The following is a 23,928-nucleotide window of genomic DNA, read 5'->3' as shown; positions in this document are numbered from 1 at the left end:
GTGGTGGACCGCGATTCAATCGAGCGGTACCGTTCGGTGGCCTCGGAGCTTTCGGCCCGGGTTGCGGACGAGTTGGCCGCCTATTTCGCAGCGCTCGATTTGTCCCGGCCGGAGGCTGTCCGTAACGCTCTCCTGGATTTCCTGCCCGTGCTGGTTGCAGAGTATGGGCAGGTTGCCGAGGTGCTCGCCATGGACTGGTACGAGGAGCTCCGGGCTGGGTCCGGCGCTGCGGGAGCTTTTCGGGTTACCGCCCCGGCGACTGCTTCGGTTACCGCGGATCGGGTGGAGAAGAAGGTCCGGTACTTGGCGGGGCAGCTGTGGTCCCCTGAACCGGCGGCCATGCTCGGCGGTCTGCTTACGGCAACGGACAAGTACGTGAAGCAGCACGGCCGCGACACCATCGCCTGGAACGCCAACCGTGAGGGCGCCCTGTGGGCCCGGGTGCCGAAGGGTTCCAAGACCTGCTCATTCTGCCTCGTCCTGGCATCCCGAGATGCCGCCTACGCAACCGAGAAGTCTGCGGGCAGCAAGAAGTACGGCGAGGACAACGAGTTCCATGGCCATTGCGATTGCGAAGTCGTCAGGCTGGGCCGCGGCGACGAATATCCGAGCGGCTACCTCCCAGACGACTTCTATGACATGTACTCGGTTGCCCAAGATCGCTCCCGATCCGACCCGGAAGTTCAAGCATTCATGGACTCCCTTGACCCCAAAGACAAAAACCGTCAGGTAAAGGGCGTCGTATTCGCCCTCCGCCGCGAGTTCCCGGACCACGTCACTGACGGCGTCCACACCCACTAGGTTCCCTTCCGTGCGATGCGGGCAGGGTTATTGCGCCGTGCGATGCGGCATTCACGAAGGAGCTTTCCCATGACTAAGCAGTTCCCCCACGGCATTGACATCACCGCCCCTGGCGGACTGACTGCGCTGATGGACTTCCACCGGCTGACCTTCGGGGACGCCGTCATGGAGGACCAGACGGAAGCTGAGAAGGCGGCAGCACAGGCACTGGCTGACAAGGTGGCGGCGGACGCCGCTGCCGAGGCGGCCAAGGGCGATGAGAAGCTGCGGGAGCCCGGCCTCAAAGCCTTGCAGGAGGAGCGCGACGCTCGTGCTGCAGCGGAGAAGCGGGCAGCCGACGCTGAAGCCAAGATTCAGGCCGCTGAGGACGCGAAACTGTCCGACATTCAGCGCGCCCAGAAGGAGCGGGATGACCAGGCGGCCGAGAACGCGAAGCTCAAGGCCACCAACGCCCGGCTCGCTGCCCTCGCTGAGCACCCCGTGCCCAAGGACTACCAGGATCTGGTTACTGGCACCGACGAGGCAAGCTACCTGGCCTCCGCCAAGAAGATCTCCGAGCTGTACGCCCGTGCCGAAGGGAAAGCTCCGAAGCCTGATCCGGTCCCCGGATCCGGTAACCGCTCCGGCGACAACAACTCGAGCGGCGGGTCCCTTGCGGCCGGCCGTGAGCTCTACGAACAGAAGCACAAGAAGAACTCTTAGAAAGGGCACACCATGCCTCGCTTGACTACCGAATCCTTCGGCAGCGGGAACATGTCTTGGCTCGGCTCCGAACACGCCGTCAACGAGGCGCGGACCGAAACGCTGGACATCTCCACCTTCACTGCCGGCACCCACTACCCGGACGGCTACATCCCCTCCGGCACCCCTGTCGCGAAGGTCGGCGACGTTCTCGTCCCCTACGACGCGACGGAAGCGACCGTAACCGACGCCGGTATTCTGGCCGGTTTCGTGCTCACCGACCAGCGGGTCGTCGGCACGGACGACTTCCCCGTGCCGCTGTTCGACCACGGCCGGGTCAAGACCGCGAACCTGCCGGTCACCTTCGCCAAGCCTGCCGCCGCGGCAAAGCTTTCCGCCACCACCATCGTCTTCGTCTAAGAAAGGGGGATGAATCATGGCACTTTGGACTGATCTCATCACTCCGGCCGAGCTGACCGGCTACGTCCGCACGGCCCTTGAGGATCTGGAAGTAAACCAGGCCTCCCTCGCCCCATGGCTGCCCAACACCTTCGTGAACGACATCACCGTCCGTTTCGTGAAGGGACAGGCTGGCCTCGTCGCTGAAGCATCCTTCCGTGCTTTCGATGCCGAGCCGGAGATCGCCGGCGGCGTCACCGGTCAGCGCGTCACACTGGAGATGCTGCCCCTCGGGCAGAAGCGCATCATCTCCGAGTACGACCAGCTGCGGGCGCGCAACGCATCCGATGAGGTGCTGCGCAACAGCATCCTCAAGGAGGCGCGCAATGTCGCCCGGGCCATCGCCGACCGCATCGAGCGTCTCCGCGGCACCGTGCTCGAAACCGGCCGGGCGACCGTCAACCAGGGCAACGTGCTCTTCGATGACGACTTCGGCCGCACCGCGGGCCACACCCTGACCGCCGCTTCCCTGTGGTCCACGTCCTCGGTGGACCGGCTGACCTACCTGCAGACGCTGGTAGCCACCTACAAGGAAACTAACGATGGGCAGGCGCCGGGCGCGATCGTCACGTCGGGCCGCGTAATGACGGCCCTTGCCGCGGGCGACCAGTTCAAGACCACCCTGGTCGGTGGGGCAACCCGCCCCGCCATCGCCAGCGAAGTCCGCGACTACCTCGTGGCCGCGGACCTGCCGCCGATTACCGTCTACGACCGCCGCACTTCCGGCGGGCGTGTCCTGTCCGATGACCGGCTGCTCCTGCTGCCGGCGCCGGTCGATCCGATGGCCGGAGATTCGGACCTCGGCGGCACCTTCTGGGGTCAGACCCTGACGTCGCAGGAGGCCGACTACCAGCTGGCCGACGTCGAGCAGCCCGGCGTTGTCGTGGGCGCCCACAAGGCTACCTCGATCCCGCACATCGCGACGGTCGAGTCTGATGCCATCGCTCTGCCGGTCCTGGCCAACGCGAACCTGTCGCTGGCGGCCAAGGTCCTCTAAGCGTCATTCGGTGGGGCGCGGCGGTTGCTGCGCCCCACCGCAACCCCCTGAGCGGAAGGAATCACAGTGCCGAAATTTTCTACACACGTTGCCCTGATGGACCCCTCGTACCAGCCGGCCAACTTCGGGCCGGGCGATGAGGTTCCGGAATGGGCCATTGACCAGGTCGGGTCGCACGTGCTCGAACGCGGCGACGAGGGCGACCCGGGCGAGGTCGACGGTTCCGATGAGTCGGGGTCGCAGGAGCAGGAGCGCGACGGCGATTCGAGCGTAGACCCGGGCGCCGCCGATGCTGGCGACGAGGGCGCAGACTCAAACCATCACGCTGAAGTCCAACCGGACTTCACGGGCGCGGCTCCGGCTCGCCGCGGCCGCGCACGTAAGCAGTAGCTGACATGGCCAGCGACTACGCGACACTGGTCGACCTGCAGCTGCACTGGCCGGCACTCCCTACCGAGGATTCCGAAGAGGCGGCGCAGAAGCTTCATGAGGCTTCCATCGAAGTCCGAGGCAACTACCCGGACCTCGATGCCAGGATCGCCATCCCGGTCGCGGACGGCGGGATGGACCCGGACATCCCGAAGCTGGTTGTCTGCCGCATGGTCAAACGCGCCATAGATGTCAGTGAGGATGACCCTACTGCCGGGCTCGAAACCTTCCAGCTCGGCACCGGCCCATTCTCGATGGGCGGCAAAGTGCACAACGCCGACGGAAGCATCTACCTGTCGGCCGCCGACAAGCGGCTGCTGGGCAAATCCCGTCCGCGGCGCCAAGCCTGGACGATTCACCCGGGAGGCTGATGTGGGCATCGTTTCGAGGTTTCCCAGGTCGTGGCGCTCTGACGTCGTCGTGATCCGGGGCGGCGGCCGCGACGCGAAAGGAAATCCGTTGCCGGCGTCGGAGATCCCGGTGACGGACTGCATTGTCGGACCGCGGGCCACAGCTGATCCGTTGGACCGATCGGACGTCGCGAGCTCCACGGCGACCCTGTACCGGGACCATCACGATGACGGCTTCAGGTTCCTGCCTGCTGACCGGATCCGTGTCCCTGCCGGCGAACGCATGGCGGGGACGTGGTCGGTTGATGGGCGCCCTGGCGAGTGGCCGCTCGGTTGGGAAGTCGCATTGGTGGCAGCCTGATGGCACTCAGGAAGGTCCCCGGTTCGCGCTCTTACTTGGCGGACGACTCCGGCCTCCGCGAGCTCGGCACAGCCGCGGCGACTGGCGAAGCGACTCTATCGGCGGCGCAACGTCTCGCGGGGAACGCTGATGCTGTTGGGCGCGGCGATTACGAAGCTGCTCCGGCTACGGTGCTGGCTGGTTGGGCGAATGAGCGCCGGGCCGGCGCCGTGGTCCGTGAAACCCGCAAGGACTGGCGCGACACCCGGGACGCGATCCTGCTCCGCGTGGCTGACTCTATGGAGGTGAGGGGGAAATGATCGACGCTCTCGTCTTCCCAGACACCCGCGATTGCCTGTTCGACCTGATCGGCGGAGCAACTCACCTGGGCGAACCTGTCCGGGCGGTCTATCAACTCCCGGCCGACGAGTACGGCTCGCTGGTTGGCCCGTTCCCGGTGGCGCTGATCTACGTGACTGGCGGCACCCGCGGTTTCGTGGACCGTGTTGACCGGGCAACGATCGAGGTCTACGCGCCCGGCCAGGCCGCGGTGAACACGCTCGAATCGATCTGCGCGTCCATCACCGGGACCGACATCGAAACCGGGTCCGGCTACATCGACAGTATCGAGCAAGACGTCACCCCCGCCGACATCCCGTACCAGTCCGACACGCTCAACAAAGCTACCGCGACTTTCCTGGTCACGTCCCGGCCCCTCTAAACCCCGTTCGGGGAATCACCTAACTCTGAGCCCTTGAAAGGGGTCTATTCGCTATGCCAACTTTTGAAACTCAGCGGCAGGATTCGGACAACCGGAATCTGATCCGCAAAATTCAGCGTGCGATCGCACTGATCGCCCCTACGTCCGTCGAGCTGCCCGATTCCCTGTTCGACGTCGGCGGTTCCCTGGTCGACCTCAAAGCCCTCGGTTACCTGCCGGTCGGCATCGTCACGCCGGACGGTTACGAGTTCGGCCGCGACGTCTCGTCCGAGGATGTGAACGCGCTCGGCTATTCGGGCCCCGTACGTTCGGACATCACCGAGGTGGCCCGCAGCGTGACCATGACGCCGCTGGAAACCGGCCGCAAGCACATGTTGGAGCTGACCTACGGGACGGACCTTACGGCGGTCACGCAGGCGGCTACGTCGGGCGAGATCGTGTTCGATGAACCGGATCTTCCGGTCGGTCAGGAGTACCGGCTGCTCATCATCGGCTCGGATGGCCCGGCGGATAAGAACTGGATCCTTGGCCGTGGCTACGGCTCGGTGAAGCTCGACTCCACGGATTCCCAGAAGTGGGGCACCGGGGATGCTGTTTCGCAGCCGCTGACGTTCAAGGTCTTCACCGATGAGGCGATCGGTACCCCGGTCCGTCACTACATGGGCGGCACTGGTGCGGTGGCTGAGTCCGCCGCTCTCGGCTTCACGGCTACCCCCTAGCCTCCCCCACTAGCACGGTGCGCGGCGTCCTCCGGGTGTGGCGCCGCGCACCGTTTCCACCAACACCCGGCACGACTTAGGGAGGCACCATGCCCCGCTTCACTTCCAAGGACGGCAACACCACCGTCGAGACTGCAGTCCCCCGGGAGGCCGCCGAGCTGCGCGCCCAGGGCTTCACCGAGGCCAAGGCCAAGACCGCCGCGGTCAAGCAGGCCGACGCCGGCAAGACCGAACCCAAGTAACCCACCAACCCCTCACACCCGGAGGCAACACCATGGCCGTAAACGATAAGCCGACCGTCCACCTTTCCCTTTCCTCGCTCCGGAAGGAAATCGCCAAGCCGGACCCGTTCCGCGTGGCGCTCTCCGGATCGAAGACCATCACCTTCCCGGACCTGTTCGAGCTTGAGTCCACGGAGGCCGAAGAGGTCTTCGGTGCACTGAATCAGTCCGCGACGAACTGGGCTGCGCTTGAGAAGTGGCTGACCCCGGCCGACGCGACCGCGCTCAAGGCTGAGAAGCTTTCCATCCGTGAGCTCGGCGCCGTCGTCCAGGCGGCCATCCACTACTACGAGCAGACTGTCGGCGACGCGGGAAACGGCACCGCCTCCGCGAGCTGATTCGCCGCTACCGTCCGCAGATCCGCGCCGACCTTCTTCGGGAGTTCGGTACGGACCTTGCGGAATGGTACGCGGCCGGGCGGTGGGTTGCGTTGCTCGAACTGATCGACAACCTTCCCACCGCCTGCAGGCTCAACGAGGCAATCGCTAACGACCCGGAAGCCGCCAAGGAAATAGCGGCCATGCCGAAGCCAGCGGATCCTTGGGCGCCGCTTGTATCCGAGTTTGATCTACACGCGACGATGACCCAGGCCCTCATCTCCGAGGTAAAAGCGTTGCGGCAGGCCCTAATGGTGGTCAATGGCAACAAGCCAGCCTCCGAGATGCCATTCCCGTCGCCACGCACCGAGGTAGACCGCGCCAGAAAAGCGGCCGAACGAAGCTGGGCCGAAGCTTTCGCCGGTCAGTTCGGATTCACCCCAGACGACATCTAAATACTGGAGGCCCCATGCCAACGATCGGCATCGCTGACGTACTCGTCAAGCCATCATTCAAGGGCCTCCAGCAGTCTGTCGGGCGGGAACTGGACGGCGTTGCGAACACTGAGGGCGCACGGGCTGGCAAGAACATGGGGTCGAAGCTTGGCGGGGCGTTCAAGGTCGGCGCACTGGCCGTAGCCGGCGGCGCCATCGGCGCGCTTGGCCTGGCGCTGACCAAAGGCTTCGGCCGGTTGCAGGCTATCGAGAACGCTAAGGCGTCACTGTCTGGGCTGGGGCACTCCGCGGAGTCCGTCAAGGGCATCATGGACAACGCTCTGGAGTCCGTGAAGGGCACAGCGTTCGGGCTTGGAGAGGCTGCCACGGTCGCCGCAAACGCGGTCGCTGCCGGGGTAAAGCCGGGCAAAGACCTCGAACGAACCCTGAAACTGACCGGCGACGCTGCGACCATCGCCGGCGTCGGCATGGAAGAAATGGGCGCGATATTCGGCAAGGTCGCCTCGTCGAACAAGATCCAGGGCGACGTCATCGCCCAGCTCAACGACAACGGCATCCCCATCGTGCAGCTCATGGCGAAGGAGCTCGGCAAAACCTCCGAGGAAACCGTTAAGCTCGCTTCCGCCGGCAAGATCAACTTCGCCACCTTCCAAAACGCCATGGAGAAGGGCCTCGGCGGCGCCGCACTCAAGTCCGGTCAGACACTGCAGGGCGCATTCGATAACACGATGGCCGCTATTGGCCGCATCGGCGCGAACCTGCTCTCAGGCGTATACCCGAAGATCCGCGACTTCTTCACTGGCGCGATCAACTGGCTCAAACCTTTTGAGGCGAGCGCGAAAACCATCGGTGAGAACGTCGGTAATTTCCTGAACACGGCGATCACGAAGGGTGGCGAGTTCGCAGCTTTCTTCAAGTCTGATGTGCTGCCGCGGTTGCAGGACTTCGGCAAGCTCGTATCGGATAGCTTCGGCCCGTCTATTGAGCGTGTCGGGGTGTTTATTCGAGACACGCTTGTGCCGGCCATGCAGAAGTTCGCTGGTTACGTCGCGACCGACGTTTTGCCTAATTTGCAAAATCTCGGGAGTTTCATCCTGACTGATGTAATCCCGGCCTTGGGGAAGTTCTCAGCGTGGCTGCTAGACAACAAGGACACAATCGCGAACGTAGCTACTGGCATAACTGTGCTGATGCTGCCTGCGCTCGTCCGGCTGGGTATCACCGCGCTCGTTTCGGCCGGTCAGCAGGCGGCCGCTTGGCTACTGACTTCCGGCGGGGCGATCAGAGCCGGAATCGTGTACCTCGCTCAGTCGTATCTGATCATCGGGCGGTGGATTGCAATGGGGGCCGCGGCAATAGCTTCCGGGGCTGAGACGGCTGCGATCTGGGCGCTCTACAAGATCGAGGCAATCAAGGGTGCAATAACGTACGGCGTTCAGTCCGCGTATGTCGCGGCGGCTTGGGTTGCTATGTCTACGGCGGCGGTGTTGTCCGGGGCGAAGACCGCTGCCGTGTGGGTCGGTTCTGTGGTGGCTTCTGCGGCTTCCGGGGCGTTCCAGTTCATGCTGAACGCTGGCAGGGTTGTCGGCGGCTGGGTCCTTATGGGTTTCCAGTCACTCCTCCAGGCAGGCCGGATGGCCGCGGCGTGGCTCATAGCGATGGGCCCAGTCGGCTGGGTAATCGCAGCGGTCGTCGGACTCGCCGCGATCGTCATTGCAAACTGGGACAAGATCGCGTCCTTCACCCGGGACCTGTGGGAGAAGCACGTCAAACCGGTCTTCGACGCGCTCGGGAACTTCATCACGAAGGATGTCCCCGCCGCATTCGAGAAGGGCGTTGGCTTCATCGGGACCGCATGGGGGAAGCTGCAGGATCTCGCTAAGGCGCCCGTGAAGTTCGTTGTCGATACCGTGATTAACGACGGGCTGATCAACGGCCTGAATAACATAGGCGGACTCCTCGGGCTGCCGCAAATCCCGCGAATCCCTCCACTCGGTTTCATGACTGGCGGGTACACGGGCAACGGCGGCAAGGACGAGCCAGCGGGTGTCGTGCACGGCGGCGAGTTCGTGTTCACGAAGGAGCAGACGAAGCGGGCAGGCGTGGCGAACCTTTACGCCATGGCCAAGTCGCTTGCCGGCTTCCGCGACGGCGGGTTCGTGAACCCGCTCAAGTCACTGTCCATCACGCAGGGCTACAACCGTGTGCACAAGGGCGTCGACTTCGCCGCTGGTGTCGGCACCCCGGTGTTCGCTACCGAGTCCGGCCGCGTCTCGTGGTCGGGGCCTGGCGTCCAGGCGCCAGGCGTGTGGGGCGGCAACGAGATCCACATCGACGGCAAGTCGGGCGTGCAGGAGTGGTTCGCTCACCTTTCCTCGATGGCCGTACGCGTTGGCGACATGGTCCGGCAGGGTCAGCAGATCGGATTGTCCGGCAACACGGGAATCACGTCCGGCCCGCACCTGCACTTCGGCACATTCGCTGGGGGCTGGCCGAACGACATCAACCCGCTCGGGCTACTGTCGGGCGCCGGCGTCCCCTCGGGCGGCGGCTTCAATCCGCTGGCCGGGATCCTCGATGGTCTGCTGTCGAAGTTCCGGGGCGCGTTCCCCATGGGTGGCTTCATCGCGGACATGGCCATCGGCGTCGGCAAGAAGCTGTTCGGGTCGATCACCGATCTCATCACGGGCGGCGGGCAGGGCACGGCGGCGGGGCCGGCACTGTATGACCTCGGCGGGATTCTCCCGCCGGGCGTCTCACAGGTCGTGAACCGCACCGGCCAACCGGAGGCGATCCTCAACCCTCAGCAGTGGGCCGACATCAGCAGGCTCGCCACTCAGGGCGGCGCCGGCGGCGGCGACACCTATCACGTCCAACTACCCCAGGAGGCAACCGTGAGTGACCTCATGGACGCGGTGACGTTCAAGCAGCGCGTGAATAAGCGGGCGGGAGCACGCCGATGATGTTTCGATTTGGAGGCGTCGAGTTCGGCGGCAACGCCGGGGCTCTGCTTGTTACCGGATTCAATCCGGGGCCGGCAGAGAACCGGGCCGACGATAAGCCGGCACCCGGCCGGGACGGCGTCATTGCCGGTCAGGACTTCCTCGGCGGCGCGACATGGGCCTTCGACCTCTCCACGAACAGGGCTGACCTGGGCGGGGCGAGGGCGACGGCCGCGGCGCTGGAGGCGGCCTGGAAGGACCCGGCCGTCCGGCTCAACGCGACGGCGAAGGTCCCGCTCTCCTACGAGATGGACGGCAGCTGGCGGCGCGTCTACGGCCGGCCCGGACAGATCCAGGGCATGGGCGCAGACGTCCTCGCCAGCCTCGGCGTGGGCCGGCTGACGGCCGACTTCCGCGTCCTCGACCCGCTGCACTACGAGGAGGAAGAAACGGCGGTCGTCCTGACCATCGTCCCCGCCACCACCGGCGGCCTGCAGGCGCCTCTCGCGGCCCCGCTATCCACGGTCCGGTCCTCCGCGCCGAGGGCCGGCCAGGTAGTCAACGCCGGCGACGCGGCAACCCCGCTGAAGGTCCGGTTTCATGGGCCGATCACGGACCCGTGGGTGCGCTCAACGGCCGGCCTCGAAATCGGGATCACCGGGGCCCTTGCCTACGACCAGTCCATCACGGTCGACCCGCTGGCCGGGACAGTGACCCGGGAGAACGGGGCGCCGGCAGCGGGCCTCCTGACCCGCAAGACGCGCCTCACCGGGACACTGCTGCAGCCCGGCCCCACCGAACTGACCTTCGGAGGCACCGACCCCACCGGCACCGCCACGGCAACCCTGCTGTGGCGCGACGCCTACACATCGATCTAGGAGGCCCACCGTGGCACTTGACAGCACCCCTTGGTTTGTCGGCGGCGGCGCGCAGCACAGCCCCGAGGTCGCACGAACCCTCGCCTTCGCCAGCACCCGGGGAGCCGAGGGCATCGTCGGGCTCGGCGACCTAAAGGTCCAGGCGCAGGCCGTGGCCAACGGGACCGTCCGGGTCTCCACCGGCGCGGCGATCATCCTGAACCGCTACGCCGGCGGAGGGCAGCAGTCCTACGGGCTGCGGAACGCCACCCAGACGGACGTCGCGATCACGCCGACGGGCTCCGGTGCCGGCCGGACGGACCTCATCATCGCCAGGGTCCTCGACCCCCAGTATGAAGGCGCCGCACCGGCGGGCCCGCTGGCCTTCCAGTACAGCCGGATCGTCGTCGTCCAGGGCGTCCCCGCCGGGACCAAGACGGCGCGCGAACTGAATCTCGGCTACCCGGCGATCGCCCTGGCGAAGGTAACGCTGCCGGTATCGACGGCGACGATCACGGCCGGGATGATCACAGACCTCCGCAAGGTCGCGCAGCCGCGCCGGGACCGGGCGATGGTGACCGTTTTCCCTTCGGCGACGCAGACCATCCCGACGGCCGGATACTCGTCCTGGCCGATCCAGGCGGCGCAGCGGCCCCTCGTTTCGGTCCCCGAGTGGGCGACCAGGGTCGACATCGTCGCTCACCTTTCCGGCGTGAAGTACGTCAAGGGCGGAGCGACGGATACTAGCGCCGGCATCCGAACCGGCTTCGGTTCCAGCCTGCCGGCGCAAAACGGCATCCTCATCCAGGACGCCGAGGACACCGGCGGCCGCTACCACTACACCCTGATCGGCACCCACCTCGTGGACTCCTCGATGCGCGGAACTGACCAGTACATCAACCTCCAGGCAACCCGCTCCGCAGGCACCGGCCTGTGGACGGCCGACTACCAGACCTCCGTCGTGATCGATTGGGAGTTTTCCGAAGGGGCGCAGTAATGGGCGGCTGGCGTTTTCACGTACTGTCCATCCCCGCGGGCGTCTGGGTAGACCGGGACCTGCAGCTCATCGACGCGGAAGTAACGGAGGCGGAGAACGGCCCCGGCTCCATCAGGGGCCGGCTGCCGGTAGGGAACACCACCGGCGCCCAGCTCCGCGAGTGGGGGTCCCTGATGGTCGCCGAGCTTGAAGGGCAGGAACCGATCACCGCGATCGTGGACCGGCTCAACCCGGACGGGAACTGGCTCACCGTCGAGGCCGGCGGCTTCACGATGTACCCGAACGGGCTGCCCTGGGACGGGCCCGACTTCACCGGCACCGGCGTGGACCCGCTCGACATGGTCCGGAAGATTTGGGCGCAGATCCAGACACACCCGGACGGGGACCTCGGCGTCACCGTGGACCCCCTGACCAGCCCGGTGCGGATCGGGACGGCCGCGACGAAGGACAACACCGACGGGCCTTTCCGGCTCGCCTGGTGGGACACCGACGACCTCGGGAAGGTCCTCGCCGACCTCGCCGCCGACACCCCGTTCCGATACCGGGAGCGGGCCTCCTGGGACGGAGACAACATCGTCCTCCGGCTGCAGCTCGGCTACCCGAGGATCGGGGCCCGCCGGGAGGACCTGCGCTTCGAGGTCGGCGTCAACGTCACCGCGCCCCCGCCGATGGCCGACGGCGAGTATGCCTCCGAGGTCCTCGTCATGGGCGCCGGCGAAGGCCGGAAAAAGATCACGTCCGGGGCGCTGCGGACCGCGGCGACCGGCAGGCTGCGCCGCGTCCAGACCGTCACCGATTCATCCCTGACTTCCAAGACGGCCGCGCAGGCAGCCGCCAGGCCCTACCTCGACCGGCTCAGCGGCGCGGACTCGATCGAATCGATCGACGTCGTGGATCACGAATCCGCGCCCTTCGGATCGTTCGGGCCCGGCGACGAAATCAGGATCCAGGGCAACGCCGGCTGGGCGCAGCTCGACGACTGGGTCCGCATCACCGAACAGACCATCAACTGCACGACCGGAACTATGAGCCTGAAAGTTGAACCCGCATGAGCGATATCCGACGCAGCGCCGCATGGCTGGCAGACACCCTGACCGAACAGGGCCGCCAGATCAAGCTTCTGCAGTCCCGCAAGCCGGGCCTCGCCCAGTCGTCCATCGAGGACGGCGCGATCGACGAGTTCACCGCGGACGGCACCTTCGCGTCCTCGGTCGGCAAGCAGCCCGACGGATCGCACGTCGCGTTCCCGGCCACCGGGCCGAAGCCGGCCACTCCGGTCAAGGCGACGCTGAAGTCCACCCCGGGCCTCGTCGAGGTCCGCTGGTCCGGCAAGTTCGAAAACGACGACGTCTCCACCCTTGACTTCAAGCACGTCGCGGTCCACGCCTCCAACACCCCGGACGTCGACATCAGCCCGGCAGCGCAGCTCGCGACGATCCGCGGGGAGCTGGGCGACGTAGCTTCGATCGTCGCGGAGGAGGGCATGCTCTACGTTGTGCTGGTGGCTTGGACGGCCGCCGGCAAGGCGAGCGAACCCTCCCAGGTGGCGGCGGTCGCCGTTGCGGCGCCGGCAGACGCGAACTTCATTCAGGAAGCACTGACGGACCTCGACACGAAGTATGACGGCGTCGTGACCGAAGCCGGGCAGCTCGGCGGCCGGCTAGATACCGCCGAGACGGACCTCATCGATCACGAGACCCGGCTCCAGGACGCGGACCAGCAGCTCGCGGACGCCTTCGGGCAACTCGGAACTGTTGACAGCCGTATCGGCACAGCTAAGTCCGGGGCCATCAGCACGGCCGCGACTGACGCGCAGGCGAAGGCGGACGCGGCGAAGGCGGCGGCTATTGCTGCGGCCGCAACGGACGCCCAGAGCAAGGCCGACGCGGCCCGCGACGCGGCGAACGCGTTAATCGCCCAGGTCATCGCCCGCGGCCAGTCCCTCGTGCGGAACGGTGACTTCGAAGCCGGGTCCGACGGGTGGGGAACTAGCGCATTCAACGCGGTGGAGACCGGGCCGGCCCGGTCTGGAACGAAAGCGATGCGGATCGGGCCGAACCCCGGCGGCAACATTTGGCCGGTCTCTGAGTGGGCGGCGGGAGCCACAGGCCGCACCTACTACATGGAAGCCTGGTTCAAGCGGACCGGCACCGAGGCTGTATCTTCCGGCGTCGGTTTCGTGGTGCAGGCCAAGACGGCGGCAGGCGGAACCGCCACGTTCACGACCGGCCGCGTCGATACAGCCACAATCAGCACTACCGGGTGGACGAAGGTATCGAACACATTCACCGTCACCACTGCGGACGCCGTAAGCGTCAGGTTTGCGCCGTGGATTTTCGCCAGCAACAACGTCTACAACGTGGACGACATGCTCGTCGTGGACGTCACCGAGGCGCAGGCCGCGCTCGACGCAGCAGCCGCGGCAGACGCTAAGGCGGCAGCGGCGCAGACGGCCGCCGGCAACGCGCAGAGCACAGCGACGGACGCCCTCACGATGGCCGGGACCAAGAGCACGGTCTACTACAGCACCGCCGTGGCCACCGGCACCGGCAGCAAAGCCGGCGACCTCTGGCGGCAGCGCAACGGCAGCAATGAAATCATCGCCGAGTGGCAGTGGTCCGGGTCCGGCTGGGTAAAGCAGACCGTCTCGGGCAGCAACGTCTCGAACATGGACATCGGCTTCCTGACGGCAGGCGGGGCGACGATCGCGCAGGCAGTGATCAACAAGCTCGTCGCCGCCACAGCCGCCTTCCAGACCGTCGACGTCGCTAACCTCTTCGCCAGCAATTCGACGATGAGCCAAGCGGTGATCGACAAGCTGTGGGCCGACGTGATCCACGCCTACAAGATCACCACCAGCATGCTGCTCGTCGGCGCCGGCCCGAACATGATCCCGAACGGCGCGCTGGAACTTGGCGACGCCTCCGGGTGGCGAACCGACTTGACCTACGACACGGCGGACAAACCAACCGGCTACCCTGCGTCGCTGCGGAGCCGCGCAGCCGCCGGGACTCTAACCAATGTCATGTCCGAGGGTTGGGACGTTCAGCCGGACACCGAGTACCTGGTCGAATTTTGGGTCAAGGCGGATAAGCCAAACTCCAATTTTTACATCGAACTGCGGGACCAGGCCGGCGGGCACGGCACAACCAATAACAGCATTCCAGGTACGCCAGTGTCTGCCGGCGCCGACACCGTCTACCCGATGAATAACATCACGCTGCCGACTATCTGGACCAAGTACAGCGTGGTCAGCAAGACGAACCCCGGCGTAAATAAGCTGCACTTCGGATCGTTCTACTTCAACCACCCGAACGGCACCGAACGGACCGCGACGGTTCGGGTGGCCGGCTTCACCATGAAGCCGCGCATTGGCGGCGAAATGGTCGTCGAGGGCGCCATCACCGCAGAGAAGCTCGTTGCGCTGCTGGTCCTCGCCTCGGAAATCATCGCGGGCAACCCGAACGGGACGCACGCGAAGATGACGCCTAACGGCTTCCGGGTCATGGCGGCCGGCCTCGACGGAGGAGCCCCGGTCGAAGTGATCCGACTGGGCACGGACACCGACGACTACCTCGGCGTCGTCAACGCCGCCCAGGAGCTGGTCGCCTCGATCAGTTCCACCGGCGGCATGACGGCCCAGGAACTCGACGTCGCAGGCGACGTGGTCATTGCCGGCACGTCTGCGCTCGAACGGTTCGACCAGGCCGGCGGCAACATCATCGCCAGGGCCAGCCGAGGCACCGACGGCCTCTACTATGCAGGCACAACACCGCACCCCTACCTGAGCCTTCAGGTCGATGGGATCCGCGGCGGCCGCGCCTACATGGTTCAGACCAGCCCCATCGGCGTCACCTCGGACAGCGCGAACTCGGACGCGGTCGTGAACCTCCACTACCAGTCCGGCGCGGACCGGGCAGCGACGACGTCGGACCCGATCATCATGGCGGCCAGCTCCGTGCCTTCGGGCTGGTCCACGGCGAAGCGGAACCCGGCGACCATCAACCGTCTGGTAACGCCTTCGGCTGACGGGACGATGGCGTTGCTGCTGTCCTACGGCGTGGAGTCCACCGGACGGGCGAAGATCACCACCGGCGGCGGCCGGTCGGTGTTCCTCACCGTGACCGATATGGGGCCCTCGGTCCCCGAGACCGGGGAGGACCGCAACGGCACCTCGAACGCGGCCTCCGGCGGCAGCACCGGCGGCGAGACCACCGCACCAGTGTCGAAGAAGAACTACGACAAGACGTGGCCGGCCAACGCGATCCAGTCCTACCTAGGCAGCGGCGGCCAGTACAACTACAGCCCCCACATGTACAGCGGCAACGGGCCGATCAGCTCGAACGGCGACCTCATGTCCATTGCCGTTTTCCCGGACGTGAAGTCCGAGATCGGCGGCGGCACCGTCACCGGCGTGTGGGTCTATGTGTACTACGACTTCTGGTGGTACGGCGCCGGCGGCAACGCCTACATCGGCCTCCACGGCCAGCTGGGCGTCCCCGCCACGAAGCCGGCGAAAACCTACTCGCACGCGGTCGTCAACGGCTGGCCCAGGGCGGCAGGCAAGTGGATCAAAATGTCGTCCTCCACTTACGCGGGTTGGGCGTCCGGGACACACCGGGGCTTCACCCTCGGCGGATCCGGCGGCGGGCTCGAACGCTACGGCTACGCGCACGACGCACGGCTGCGGATCACCTGGACGAAGTAAGAACACCAGCTGCGGCGCCTCCGGCAACGGGGGCGCCGCAGCCATGAGAGGAGAACCCCAACATGGCAGACACCGAACTGCTGAAGTACGCCCGCATTCAAAACGACTACCCGCTGCAGGCGAGGACCGCAGCCGCGATGTTTGTCCAGGCGCTTTACTGGTTGGAGGCCCCGCCGCCGGACCTGAGCGTTGAGGGCCGGGCGATGGTGGAGTGGGTCATTGATAACCCGCTCCAGCCAGTCGAGCTGATGGGCGCCTTCGTCGCGACGATGCCCGAGGTTGTGGCCACGGCGAAGCTCCTCGAACCCGGAGGAGTGGATACCTCCGAGGTCCTCGACGAGCACATCAAATACCAGGTCGGTGCGAAGTGGAACACGGTCGCCCTCCAGCGCTTCGCCGCGGCAGCATGAGCCGGCCGAGAGTCAACGGCGCCCGTGGTGTGACGCTGCTCGGGTTCAGCCTCGTTTCGCTGGTGTTCGGGGTGGCGTTCAACAGCCCTGTCGCTGTGATCCCTCCGCCGCCGGCCGGGCTCGCCGGCCTCGACGGGTTCATACCGCTGCAATGGTGGGGCCTGGCCTGGTATGCCTCGGCGGTCCTGCTGCTGCTCGGCGCCTTCCGGCAGGACCAGTCGAAGTCCATGGCCCTATTCGCCGGGCTGCTCGCCGTGTGGGCGATCTCCTACAGCAGCGCGGCAGCCACCACCGGCAACCCGCGCCTGTTGACCGTCTTCATCCTGCAAGCGGTCATCTACGGCGGCCTGCTCGTAGCCTGCCTGGGTGTGGCCCGGCTGATCAACGCACCACCCGTGAACATTGAGGCTCTTCGGAAGAAGGTGCTGACCCACGAAGGAGAGCCTGGGGATGTCGCCGGATAACGCCGAACTGCTCAAGACCGTACTGACCGTCATCGGCGGCGTTGGGGCGGCGCTCCTGACCGGGCGCCTCACCCGGCGCAGCCAGAAAGAGTCCGCGCAGATCACCCTCCTCACCAACCTGGTCGACCAGCTGCAGGAAGAACGGAACGAGGCGAAAGCTACGGCCCGCCAGGTGCCCCTGTGGCGGCGGTACGCGCAGAGGCTCCGCGGCCAGATCTACAAGCTCGGCGGGGAACCCGCTGATGCCGACGCCGAACTAGAACTCTAAGGAGCCCAGCATGACTGGTTTCACCCCCCAACTTCCCGCCCCGTCACCCAGTCGTGGGGCGCCGAATTCGACGACTGGGACGGCGACGGCATCGTGGACTACCCCGGCGGCTTCTACCACTCCATCGGCTGGGACGGGCACAACGGAATTGACTACGGCTGCTTCGTCGGTGACCCCGTCGAGGCCGTAGCCGACGGCGTCGTAGCCTTCGCCGGCGATGCCGGCAACTGGCACTCCATCCTCTCCGGCGGGGGCAACGCCATCCTCGTCGAACACCCCGCCTACGGCGTCCAGACCGAATACCTGCACCTGAGCCGTTGGCTCGTCGAAGCCGGGCAGACCGTCAAACGCGGCCAGGTCATCGGCCATTCCGGTCAGACCGGGGCCGCTACCGCACCGCACCTCCACCTGGGAATGCTCAAGCTCCGCGGATACAACCTCGGCGACCGGTGGCGCGGCCGCATCGACCCCACACCCTGGCTCTACGGCAACCTCAACCCCGACTACGCAGGCTCCGCAGCAATCGCCCCGCAGGGCACCACCATCACACCGAAGGATTGGTTCGACATGGCAACAGAAGCACAGCTCCGCAAAATCATCCAGGAAGAAAACCCCTGGGCCTACAAGAACAAAGACCTGGAAAAGGACGACACATACGCGATCCTCCGCGCCGTCCGAGACTACGTGGTGAAGAACAACGTCGAGCTCGTAGCGCTCAAGGGCGTCGTCACCCAGTTGGCAGCCAAGCAGGGCGTGGCCATCGACTACGCCAAGATCGACAACCTCATCAAGGACAACCTCGCCGGCGGCATCGACGTCGACATCAACGTGAACGGAGGCAAGTAGATGCTCACCTCCATCCTCCGCACCGTCGTCCCTGCCCTGTGGGGCAGCCTCGTCGCGTGGCTCGTCGGCATTGCGCCCGTCCTGGCGCCTGTGCAGGCGCACCTGCTCGGCCTGTCCGACGTCATTCTGCCCGTCCTGACGGCCGTCATCATCGCGGCCTGGTACGCGTTCTGGCGCTGGCTGGAGCCCCGCCTGCCCGACTGGCTGGTCCGTGCCGTTCTCGGCTCCGCTATGACACCCTTCTACGTGCGCAAGCACGCCGACCCTGCGCCGGTGGAACAGGTCTCCCCTGTCCACGACACCCGCGAACGCTCACCCGAGTAAGGACGCGCCCCCAGCTGACCGGGCTTCCCGGCTGGCTGGGGGCGCTTCGTCGTACCGATGGGGCGCGGAACCGGCCCGCCCCCAACAAATGATTGCCGCAGGCCACTTTCCAAACGACACGCTAGCCCCCATAAGCGGGCGTGACAACTGGTACGGTTGATTGGTTTCGCGGCATCCCCCAGCGTCGCGGAACCCTTCACCGACGCCCCCGCGCAGCCGTCACCTCCAGGCCTGCGCGGGGGTGTACCAGCCCCACACAGGGGTTGACGGCGGAGCGCGCAGGGCCTAGTTTTACTCGTGTTCGTCGGCTCCCCAATTCCCGACGAACGAACCGAGGACGCCCTCGCACACGAAGGTCGCGCCGACCCGTGCGGGGGCGCTCCCCATTAACGCAGGCAAGACTTGGTGGTTGACCGATGGTGAACCCCGACGTACGTTTATACCGTTCTCCGGAATCCACAACTGCCCGGAGAACACCACGTAAAGCGCCCCCGCACAAGCTGGTGTCCCGACCAGTGCGGGGGCGCTTTCTGTGCGCCGGGCTCACGCTAGACGGACCATAAGGGAGACCGGCTCCCCCTGCGCCCGCGTCCAGTGTTGGAATCGTTCTATTTGCTCGGCAGCGTGGGTGGACGGACTCTGGCGGCCGCACCCGATCCGGCCCCGCAGCCTAAACTTGAAGGCTAAAGTATGTGCTAAGCTTCCTTGGTTTCTCTTTCGGTCCAGCAGCGGGCTGAAGGAGCGACGCCGCAACCACACCCCAACGTGATCCAGAAACCAGTACCGTGAGTAAGCGCGCCCCTTGACTGGCGTGTTAGAGGAATCTAGGTTGGACCCGGCCTCCGTTCCCTCCATTTTTACGGAGGCTGCACGATGGGGATGCCCCCGCACAAGAGTCGGCCGGCTCGTGCGGGGGCATTTTCTGCGTGCCATGATGAAATCATGCCCTCCTTCGCACTCAACGGAACCACGTACGGCTTCCTGTCTCCGGATCCGGGCGAGATGGGGACCACCACCTCTTGGGAATACGGGAAACAGCCAAAGGTGGTAGCCACCCTCGCCTTGGCAGGCGGAGGAACCTTGGACGTCTACGCCCGCGCCGAACGCTGGAAACCCACCCACATCCTCGTCAGATGGGAAGACGACGACTACCGCCAACATCACGCCTGGATACCCGTGGGCAGCGTCCGTCACGTGACCGACTCCGAATGGGACATCTGGGAATACCATCGGTGCCCCGAGAACCTGCGCGGCGTGCGTTGGGGCAACAGACTGCCGGGCTTCCTGCCGGCCTAGGGGCCCTCGACACATTCGCTCGAGTGGTCAGCGTATCTCTTGTGGCCTGTGGCGAGGATGGACAACATGGAAAAGCGAGCATGCGCCAAGGGACAATTGGCGTCGGCCGGGTCAGTGACGCCTGCCGCCGTGGCTGACACTTTCCAATAGTCGACTATCGCCCGCTTCTGGGCGCACTCGGCGATCATGCGCTCGGCAAGCCTCGTCGCGAACGGTGATTCACGGTGGTCTGCATGGAGAAGGGCCGATTCCTCCTCTGCCATCCTGGCTTCGATAAATTCCACTATGTCCACACCGAGAAGTGTGCCACGCCAGGAAGCAGCCAGCAGCACCACCTCCGCCGTAATGTGCCTTCAACCCGGCGGAGAAGTGCGTTTTCGAGGCAGCCGCCCCCTTCAGCCGGAGCGCATATTTCGCCGCTCGCGTGCATGGCGGAGCCGGATCTCTGTCTTCTCCAAGAGCCACTGGTCGGCATTGTAGTAGGACTCACCGTCGTATTCTTCGACGACGCAGAGCTCTCCCGGAGACACACCTGGGCGGGCGTACACGTCATCGGGAGCAATCTTCAGCTTTTGGGAGACGGACATTCCGGTGGCATTGATGATCCAGTCGTGTTTTCGCACGCGGTGTAGCAGCGAAGACACGCCGGCGGTCTCTTCCCAACCGCGGTGCAACTCTCCTTCGTGCAGGAACCAGGTTCCGATGTCGATGGCCGAGTAGGGGTACACGCGCTCGAGGTTTACGAATCCGAGAGAACCACGTTGGATCGTCACCACCCGTCGCTCCAGCACCCCCTCGCTGCGCAGGTAGTCAGTCGCCTCTTGGAAACGCCCAATGAATTGGCGTTTCAACCGCAGGAAATGGTCATCGGCCCGGCGCATCGCTGCCGCGGAATCAGCCTCGCTGCGCTGCCTCGCAGCCATGTGCTGCTCAATGTCGTCTGCGAACCCCATGTGCACAAACTAGCAGCGCCACGACGAAATCGAACATACTCAGCGTTTGACCGGCCCCTGTATTCCCGACTCGGTTTGCCGGGGATCCGGACGGGCGTTCCACGATCTCGGTCACCCCCGGTCCTTAGTCGGCGGCCGAACGCCGGCATCGGCGACCGTGACCCGGCCGTGCGGGGCTATACCCCGGCCGAGGGCGCTCCTGCTAGGGTCTTCAGAACCAGCTCGTTTGGGGCCGGCGCCAATACCCTGGGGGAAAAGATGAAGCGCGCAGTCCACGTCGCTCTGTCGACAGCAATCGTACTCATTCTGGCGGGATGTGCCTCCGTTGCCCAACCGCTCACCGGCGAAGCTACGAGCCCGCAGAAAACGGATGTGACGCTCGCGCAAAACGTTACCGGCGAAAGCCTGTGCGACATCACGCGCAACGCGCTGGCACCGGTTGCCCTCCCTGGCGTCGCAGTTGCCGACCAGATGGAACAACACGGTCGCGCTCTGTGGTGCGTCTCCTCGGGCGACGGACAACTCGCGAAAGTCACCGTGAACTACGACCAGTTCAACGTTACCGAAAGGGCGTCGACCTTCGCCCTGTTCGTCGACGGCTCCGCGAACGCGAAGAAGCAGTGCCCAAAGGGCGCCTCCCTTCCCGAGGTATCGGTCGCAATGCCCGATGAAACAGCGATGATATGCGACCGAAATGACCGCAGTGTGTTCGAGTACGCTGCAGCGTCGCCAAAAGGGGGGCTGAGTGTCCGCGTCGAGCGAGCAGCGAAATCCGGACCCATCACGAGTGACGAAGCCCAGTCGTGGATAACCGCGGCAACAAAAGCTCTGGTAACCGCGTGCACCTCGTGCGGTGGAGCATCAGGGAGCAGCACCGGAAAGACCGCCTCCGACAACTCGGCCGCAGGTGTCTGCGAGGGCTACCTGACCGCGATCAAAAACGGTTCCGATCCCATCGTTGCGCATGCGGAGTGGGTAAGTCCCAAGGAGCATTCCAAACCGCTTGGTATCGAACTACCGGAGCCAGACTGCGCACTGCGGATCGAGACGGTTGGTGGCACAGTGACGTACAACCTTGGCTGGACAGATACCGATTTCTTCGAGATCCACACCGCGCTGACAAAGCACGGCCTGAAATCCACGCCTTGGGACGGCGAGAACGGCCAGCGGAAATACATGATGACGGATCAGAACGGAGCCGGCCTGTTTTGGCTCGACAGCGGCGACGGCATCACCCGAGGTACACCTGTGGACGACGTGCTCTTCGTCTACGCCGAGTAGAAAACAGCACGGGCAGTTCGGCGGAGACTCCGAGGGGGACCTCTGGGATACCACCGATGCCCCGAAAACCTGCGCGCCGTGCGGTGGGGCGACCGGCTCCCGGGGTTCCTGCCGGCGGACTAAGCTCACACGATCAGCTGTGTACTACCTTGGGCAACTCAGCTAGCTGGGGATAATGCTTCCGCTTCGTCTTCCTCAACCGGCTGCTGATTCTCGTTCCAGTACTCCTGAACGGCCGCCGTCTTGATGTACATCAAGGTGGTGGTGTCCTCAGGCGCCTCATTTGGAGAACGCTGGAAGCCAAACCGCTGATAATAGCCCACCAACCACTCTTCTTTGGCATGTAGGCATAGGAACTTGCTGGCCGTCAGAGTGCAAAGCTCGAGGTACTTCTCAAAGGCCAGGTCCATCAGCAGGCCGCCAATGTTGTTGCCCTTGACGGTAAGGTCCGTCGCGAACCGACCGAGCAACTGCGAGTGCAGCCCGCCGTGCTTGATCCCACCGCGGTCCTTCTTTGACACGTCATCGACGGCGAGCGTGAGCGGGGAAAGGCTGAAAAATCCGCGGACGGCGTTCTCACCGCAGACGAGCGCATGGACACGCGACAAGTCACGTTTCTGATTGCTCAGGGCCGTGCTCTTGAGCCAGTCGTTCATCGCCTTACGTCCACAGTCGAAGTTGTCCACCGAGTGTGATTCGTCAAGAAGGCATAGACGTAGCCCCCCAATACCGTCAAAGTTCATTTGAGCGCTAGGCGAGTGTCAGGAATTTGCGGCGGAGCTCACGCGCTGACTCCGCATGTGAAGCAGGAACGCGAGACTCGCAGTTTTCCATCTCTCGGTAAGAGTCCAAGGAGATGCGGCTCACCCGGCGGTCCGGCAGGAACGACAGGATGGGCACGTCGACGGTCCTGGGAATCTTGTAGACCGCCGAAGTCTTACGCTGGAAGTGCTCCAGGACGGATTCCGCATTGAGGTCGCTGCGCTTGGCGCCGGCGGGACGAGTGCTCCAGGCGTCGATCCACGGCTTTTCGCGGTGGGTCATCTCGATGAGATCCCACTTGCTGAATTTTCCATACGAGAGCCAAACCGCGTCGACGACAGCCTCGGCATAAGGATCCGCGACAGCCAACGACCGCTGCGCGAAGTCCTCGAGGTAGTCCGCTGACACCATGTCCATGCTGAAATGTGCTGAAAGCAACGGAGAAACGATGGGCCCTTTGGGCATGGCAAAGAACTGCTCTTCGAAGAGCTTTTGTCCTGTCAGGTGCCCGTACCAACCAAAGGAGTAGAACACGAGCTTCTGCAGCTTCAACGTGTTCAATGAGTCTTTAGACGCATGACGAAGCACAGAACTCGCCACATCGAATACAGTCATTTACAACCCCTCCCCCCAAATCGTGGACCATCCGCCATTGAGATATCCACAAGTAACAAACAAGTTATCCACAACTTATGAACAACTGTCCTCTACAGTACACGCGTCAATCCTTGGGGGGCCAATGCTTCGGCGCGTCGCGGTGCCGGATTCCGTAGGCTTGGGGTAGGGCGCGAGTTGCGGCTGACTTCGAGCAGGTACCACGGTTGGTGTTCACGCTTGAAGAGGTGTCCGAGATGCTCGCCGAGCCTGCGCAGACGATCAAGCGCCACTGCTAGACCCAGGCGCTCCGCGGCGCGTACAAGGAGGCCGGGAAAACAAGCCTGAGGCAGATCCCGCCCAAAGCCATCGACCAGTACCAAGCGACTAGGCCAGACGCTTAACCGCGTCGCTTAGCGGAACGGATCAGGCTCCGGCGCCTCCCACCAGTCTGGTTGCGGCGGCTTCCGGATCTTCTCGATGAGCCCGGCGACATCTTCAACAGTGAACATCACCCGGACACCGACCCGCGTGAACGTCCCGTACAGGCGAGCCAGCCTGCGGACGGTGGCTTCCTTCAGGCCGAGCTCCTCGGCAACCTCGGCCGGCGACTTGAAATACGGCATGGCTCAATTGTCCCGACCTTTTGTTGAAGCGTCCCCCCCCATTGGGGGGA

29 protein-coding genes are annotated in these 23,928 nt (G+C 64.9%); 24 read left to right on the top strand and 5 right to left on the bottom strand.

The features are described from left to right. The first annotated feature begins 3 nt into the window (after nt 1-3). From ACUYM2_RS02745 to ACUYM2_RS02635, 23 genes are all read left to right on the top strand, one after another. The gene (locus tag ACUYM2_RS02745; RefSeq protein ID WP_481598682.1) at nt 4-801 is read left to right on the top strand and encodes a VG15 protein; all 798 of its coding nucleotides are present in this window, start codon (nt 4-6) and stop codon (nt 799-801) included. A 69-nt stretch (nt 802-870) separates the two neighbouring features. Further along, nucleotides 871-1,503: an FtsB/FtsL family cell division protein gene (locus tag ACUYM2_RS02740; RefSeq protein WP_481598681.1), complete on the top strand. Its 633-nt coding sequence runs from the start codon at nt 871-873 to the stop codon at nt 1,501-1,503. Between the two features lie 21 nt (nt 1,504-1,524). Next, the gene (locus tag ACUYM2_RS02735; protein WP_481598680.1) at nt 1,525-1,902 is read left to right on the top strand and encodes a head decoration protein; all 378 of its coding nucleotides are present in this window, start codon (nt 1,525-1,527) and stop codon (nt 1,900-1,902) included. 16 nt (nt 1,903-1,918) lie between these two features. Next, complete coding sequence (locus tag ACUYM2_RS02730) at nt 1,919-2,938, top strand: major capsid protein (protein WP_481598679.1); 1,020 nt, start codon at nt 1,919-1,921, stop codon at nt 2,936-2,938. 66 nt (nt 2,939-3,004) lie between these two features. Further along, the gene (locus ACUYM2_RS02725) at nt 3,005-3,328 is read left to right on the top strand and encodes a hypothetical protein (RefSeq protein ID WP_481598678.1); all 324 of its coding nucleotides are present in this window, start codon (nt 3,005-3,007) and stop codon (nt 3,326-3,328) included. A 5-nt stretch (nt 3,329-3,333) separates the two neighbouring features. Beyond that, nucleotides 3,334-3,738: a hypothetical protein gene (locus ACUYM2_RS02720; RefSeq protein WP_481598677.1), complete on the top strand. Its 405-nt coding sequence runs from the start codon at nt 3,334-3,336 to the stop codon at nt 3,736-3,738. A gap of 339 nt (nt 3,739-4,077) precedes the next feature. Beyond that, on the top strand, nt 4,078-4,377 hold the full coding sequence (locus ACUYM2_RS02715) for a hypothetical protein (RefSeq protein WP_481598676.1): 300 nt from the start codon (nt 4,078-4,080) through the stop codon (nt 4,375-4,377). Continuing rightward, nucleotides 4,374-4,778 carry a hypothetical protein gene (locus ACUYM2_RS02710; protein WP_481598675.1) on the top strand — a complete coding sequence of 135 codons (405 nt, stop codon included), beginning with the start codon at nt 4,374-4,376 and terminating at the stop codon, nt 4,776-4,778. The genes ACUYM2_RS02715 and ACUYM2_RS02710 overlap by 4 nt, the downstream gene beginning before the upstream one ends. 53 nt (nt 4,779-4,831) lie before the next feature. Further along, nucleotides 4,832-5,497, top strand: a complete 666-nt coding sequence (locus ACUYM2_RS02705) for a hypothetical protein (protein WP_481598674.1) — start codon at nt 4,832-4,834, stop codon at nt 5,495-5,497. A gap of 89 nt (nt 5,498-5,586) precedes the next feature. Then, the gene (locus ACUYM2_RS02700; protein WP_481598673.1) at nt 5,587-5,739 is read left to right on the top strand and encodes a hypothetical protein; all 153 of its coding nucleotides are present in this window, start codon (nt 5,587-5,589) and stop codon (nt 5,737-5,739) included. A 32-nt stretch (nt 5,740-5,771) separates the two neighbouring features. Beyond that, nucleotides 5,772-6,116 (top strand): hypothetical protein, encoded by a 345-nt coding sequence (locus ACUYM2_RS02695; protein WP_481598672.1) that lies wholly within the window; start codon nt 5,772-5,774, stop codon nt 6,114-6,116. Nucleotides 6,117-6,208: 92 nt separating this feature from the next. Next, on the top strand, nt 6,209-6,550 hold the full coding sequence (locus tag ACUYM2_RS02690; protein WP_481598671.1) for a hypothetical protein: 342 nt from the start codon (nt 6,209-6,211) through the stop codon (nt 6,548-6,550). A 14-nt stretch (nt 6,551-6,564) separates the two neighbouring features. Beyond that, entirely contained in the window at nt 6,565-9,513 is a 2,949-nt protein-coding gene (locus ACUYM2_RS02685; RefSeq protein WP_481598670.1) for a peptidoglycan DD-metalloendopeptidase family protein, read from the top strand. After that, nucleotides 9,510-10,370 (top strand): phage tail family protein, encoded by an 861-nt coding sequence (locus ACUYM2_RS02680; RefSeq protein WP_481598669.1) that lies wholly within the window; start codon nt 9,510-9,512, stop codon nt 10,368-10,370. Before ACUYM2_RS02685 ends, ACUYM2_RS02680 begins: the two co-directional genes overlap by 4 nt. A gap of 10 nt (nt 10,371-10,380) precedes the next feature. Continuing rightward, nucleotides 10,381-11,346 carry a hypothetical protein gene (locus tag ACUYM2_RS02675; protein WP_481598668.1) on the top strand — a complete coding sequence of 322 codons (966 nt, stop codon included), beginning with the start codon at nt 10,381-10,383 and terminating at the stop codon, nt 11,344-11,346. Next, nucleotides 11,346-12,398, top strand: coding sequence for a hypothetical protein (locus tag ACUYM2_RS02670; protein ID WP_481598667.1), 1,053 nt, complete (start codon nt 11,346-11,348; stop codon nt 12,396-12,398). The genes ACUYM2_RS02675 and ACUYM2_RS02670 overlap by 1 nt, the downstream gene beginning before the upstream one ends. Beyond that, complete coding sequence (locus ACUYM2_RS02665; RefSeq protein ID WP_481598666.1) at nt 12,395-16,054, top strand: carbohydrate binding domain-containing protein; 3,660 nt, start codon at nt 12,395-12,397, stop codon at nt 16,052-16,054. Before ACUYM2_RS02670 ends, ACUYM2_RS02665 begins: the two co-directional genes overlap by 4 nt. 62 nt (nt 16,055-16,116) lie before the next feature. Next, nucleotides 16,117-16,464, top strand: a complete 348-nt coding sequence (locus tag ACUYM2_RS02660; protein ID WP_481598665.1) for a hypothetical protein — start codon at nt 16,117-16,119, stop codon at nt 16,462-16,464. Then, nucleotides 16,461-16,928, top strand: coding sequence for a hypothetical protein (locus tag ACUYM2_RS02655; RefSeq protein WP_481598664.1), 468 nt, complete (start codon nt 16,461-16,463; stop codon nt 16,926-16,928). Before ACUYM2_RS02660 ends, ACUYM2_RS02655 begins: the two co-directional genes overlap by 4 nt. After that, the gene (locus ACUYM2_RS02650) at nt 16,915-17,196 is read left to right on the top strand and encodes a hypothetical protein (protein ID WP_481598663.1); all 282 of its coding nucleotides are present in this window, start codon (nt 16,915-16,917) and stop codon (nt 17,194-17,196) included. Before ACUYM2_RS02655 ends, ACUYM2_RS02650 begins: the two co-directional genes overlap by 14 nt. Nucleotides 17,197-17,289: 93 nt before the next feature. After that, nucleotides 17,290-18,042 (top strand): M23 family metallopeptidase, encoded by a 753-nt coding sequence (locus ACUYM2_RS02645; protein ID WP_481598662.1) that lies wholly within the window; start codon nt 17,290-17,292, stop codon nt 18,040-18,042. Further along, entirely contained in the window at nt 18,043-18,366 is a 324-nt protein-coding gene (locus ACUYM2_RS02640; protein ID WP_481598661.1) for a hypothetical protein, read from the top strand. 942 nt (nt 18,367-19,308) lie between these two features. After that, entirely contained in the window at nt 19,309-19,662 is a 354-nt protein-coding gene (locus tag ACUYM2_RS02635) for a hypothetical protein (RefSeq protein WP_481598660.1), read from the top strand. Here the strand turns inward: ACUYM2_RS02635 and ACUYM2_RS02630 are convergent. Together ACUYM2_RS02630 and ACUYM2_RS02625 are read right to left on the bottom strand one after the other, a co-directional pair. After that, nucleotides 19,659-19,955 carry a DUF6221 family protein gene (locus ACUYM2_RS02630; protein ID WP_481598659.1) on the bottom strand — a complete coding sequence of 99 codons (297 nt, stop codon included), beginning with the start codon at nt 19,953-19,955 and terminating at the stop codon, nt 19,659-19,661. The two genes, ACUYM2_RS02635 and ACUYM2_RS02630, sit on opposite strands and share 4 nt — an antisense overlap. A 102-nt stretch (nt 19,956-20,057) precedes the next feature. Next, a complete protein-coding gene (locus ACUYM2_RS02625) occupies nt 20,058-20,615 on the bottom strand; it encodes a hypothetical protein (protein WP_481598658.1) in 558 nt (185 codons plus the stop codon). Between the two features lie 258 nt (nt 20,616-20,873). Here ACUYM2_RS02625 and ACUYM2_RS02620 point away from each other — a divergent pair, with 258 nt between their 5' ends. After that, the gene (locus ACUYM2_RS02620; RefSeq protein ID WP_481598657.1) at nt 20,874-21,896 is read left to right on the top strand and encodes a hypothetical protein; all 1,023 of its coding nucleotides are present in this window, start codon (nt 20,874-20,876) and stop codon (nt 21,894-21,896) included. Between the two features lie 158 nt (nt 21,897-22,054). Here the strand turns inward: ACUYM2_RS02620 and ACUYM2_RS02615 are convergent, their stop codons facing one another. From ACUYM2_RS02615 to ACUYM2_RS02605, 3 genes are all read right to left on the bottom strand, one after another. Continuing rightward, the gene (locus ACUYM2_RS02615; protein ID WP_481598656.1) at nt 22,055-22,582 is read right to left on the bottom strand and encodes a hypothetical protein; all 528 of its coding nucleotides are present in this window, start codon (nt 22,580-22,582) and stop codon (nt 22,055-22,057) included. Nucleotides 22,583-22,646: 64 nt separating this feature from the next. Next, nucleotides 22,647-23,273, bottom strand: coding sequence for a Panacea domain-containing protein (locus ACUYM2_RS02610; protein ID WP_481598655.1), 627 nt, complete (start codon nt 23,271-23,273; stop codon nt 22,647-22,649). Nucleotides 23,274-23,665: 392 nt separating this feature from the next. Then, entirely contained in the window at nt 23,666-23,878 is a 213-nt protein-coding gene (locus ACUYM2_RS02605; RefSeq protein ID WP_481598654.1) for a hypothetical protein, read from the bottom strand. Nucleotides 23,879-23,928 lie beyond the last annotated feature (50 nt).

The organism is Arthrobacter sp. SD1074B, from assembly GCF_056780195.1.
The sequence above is the reverse complement of the archived record's forward strand: the minus strand, read 5'-3'. Positions and strand labels throughout refer to the sequence as shown.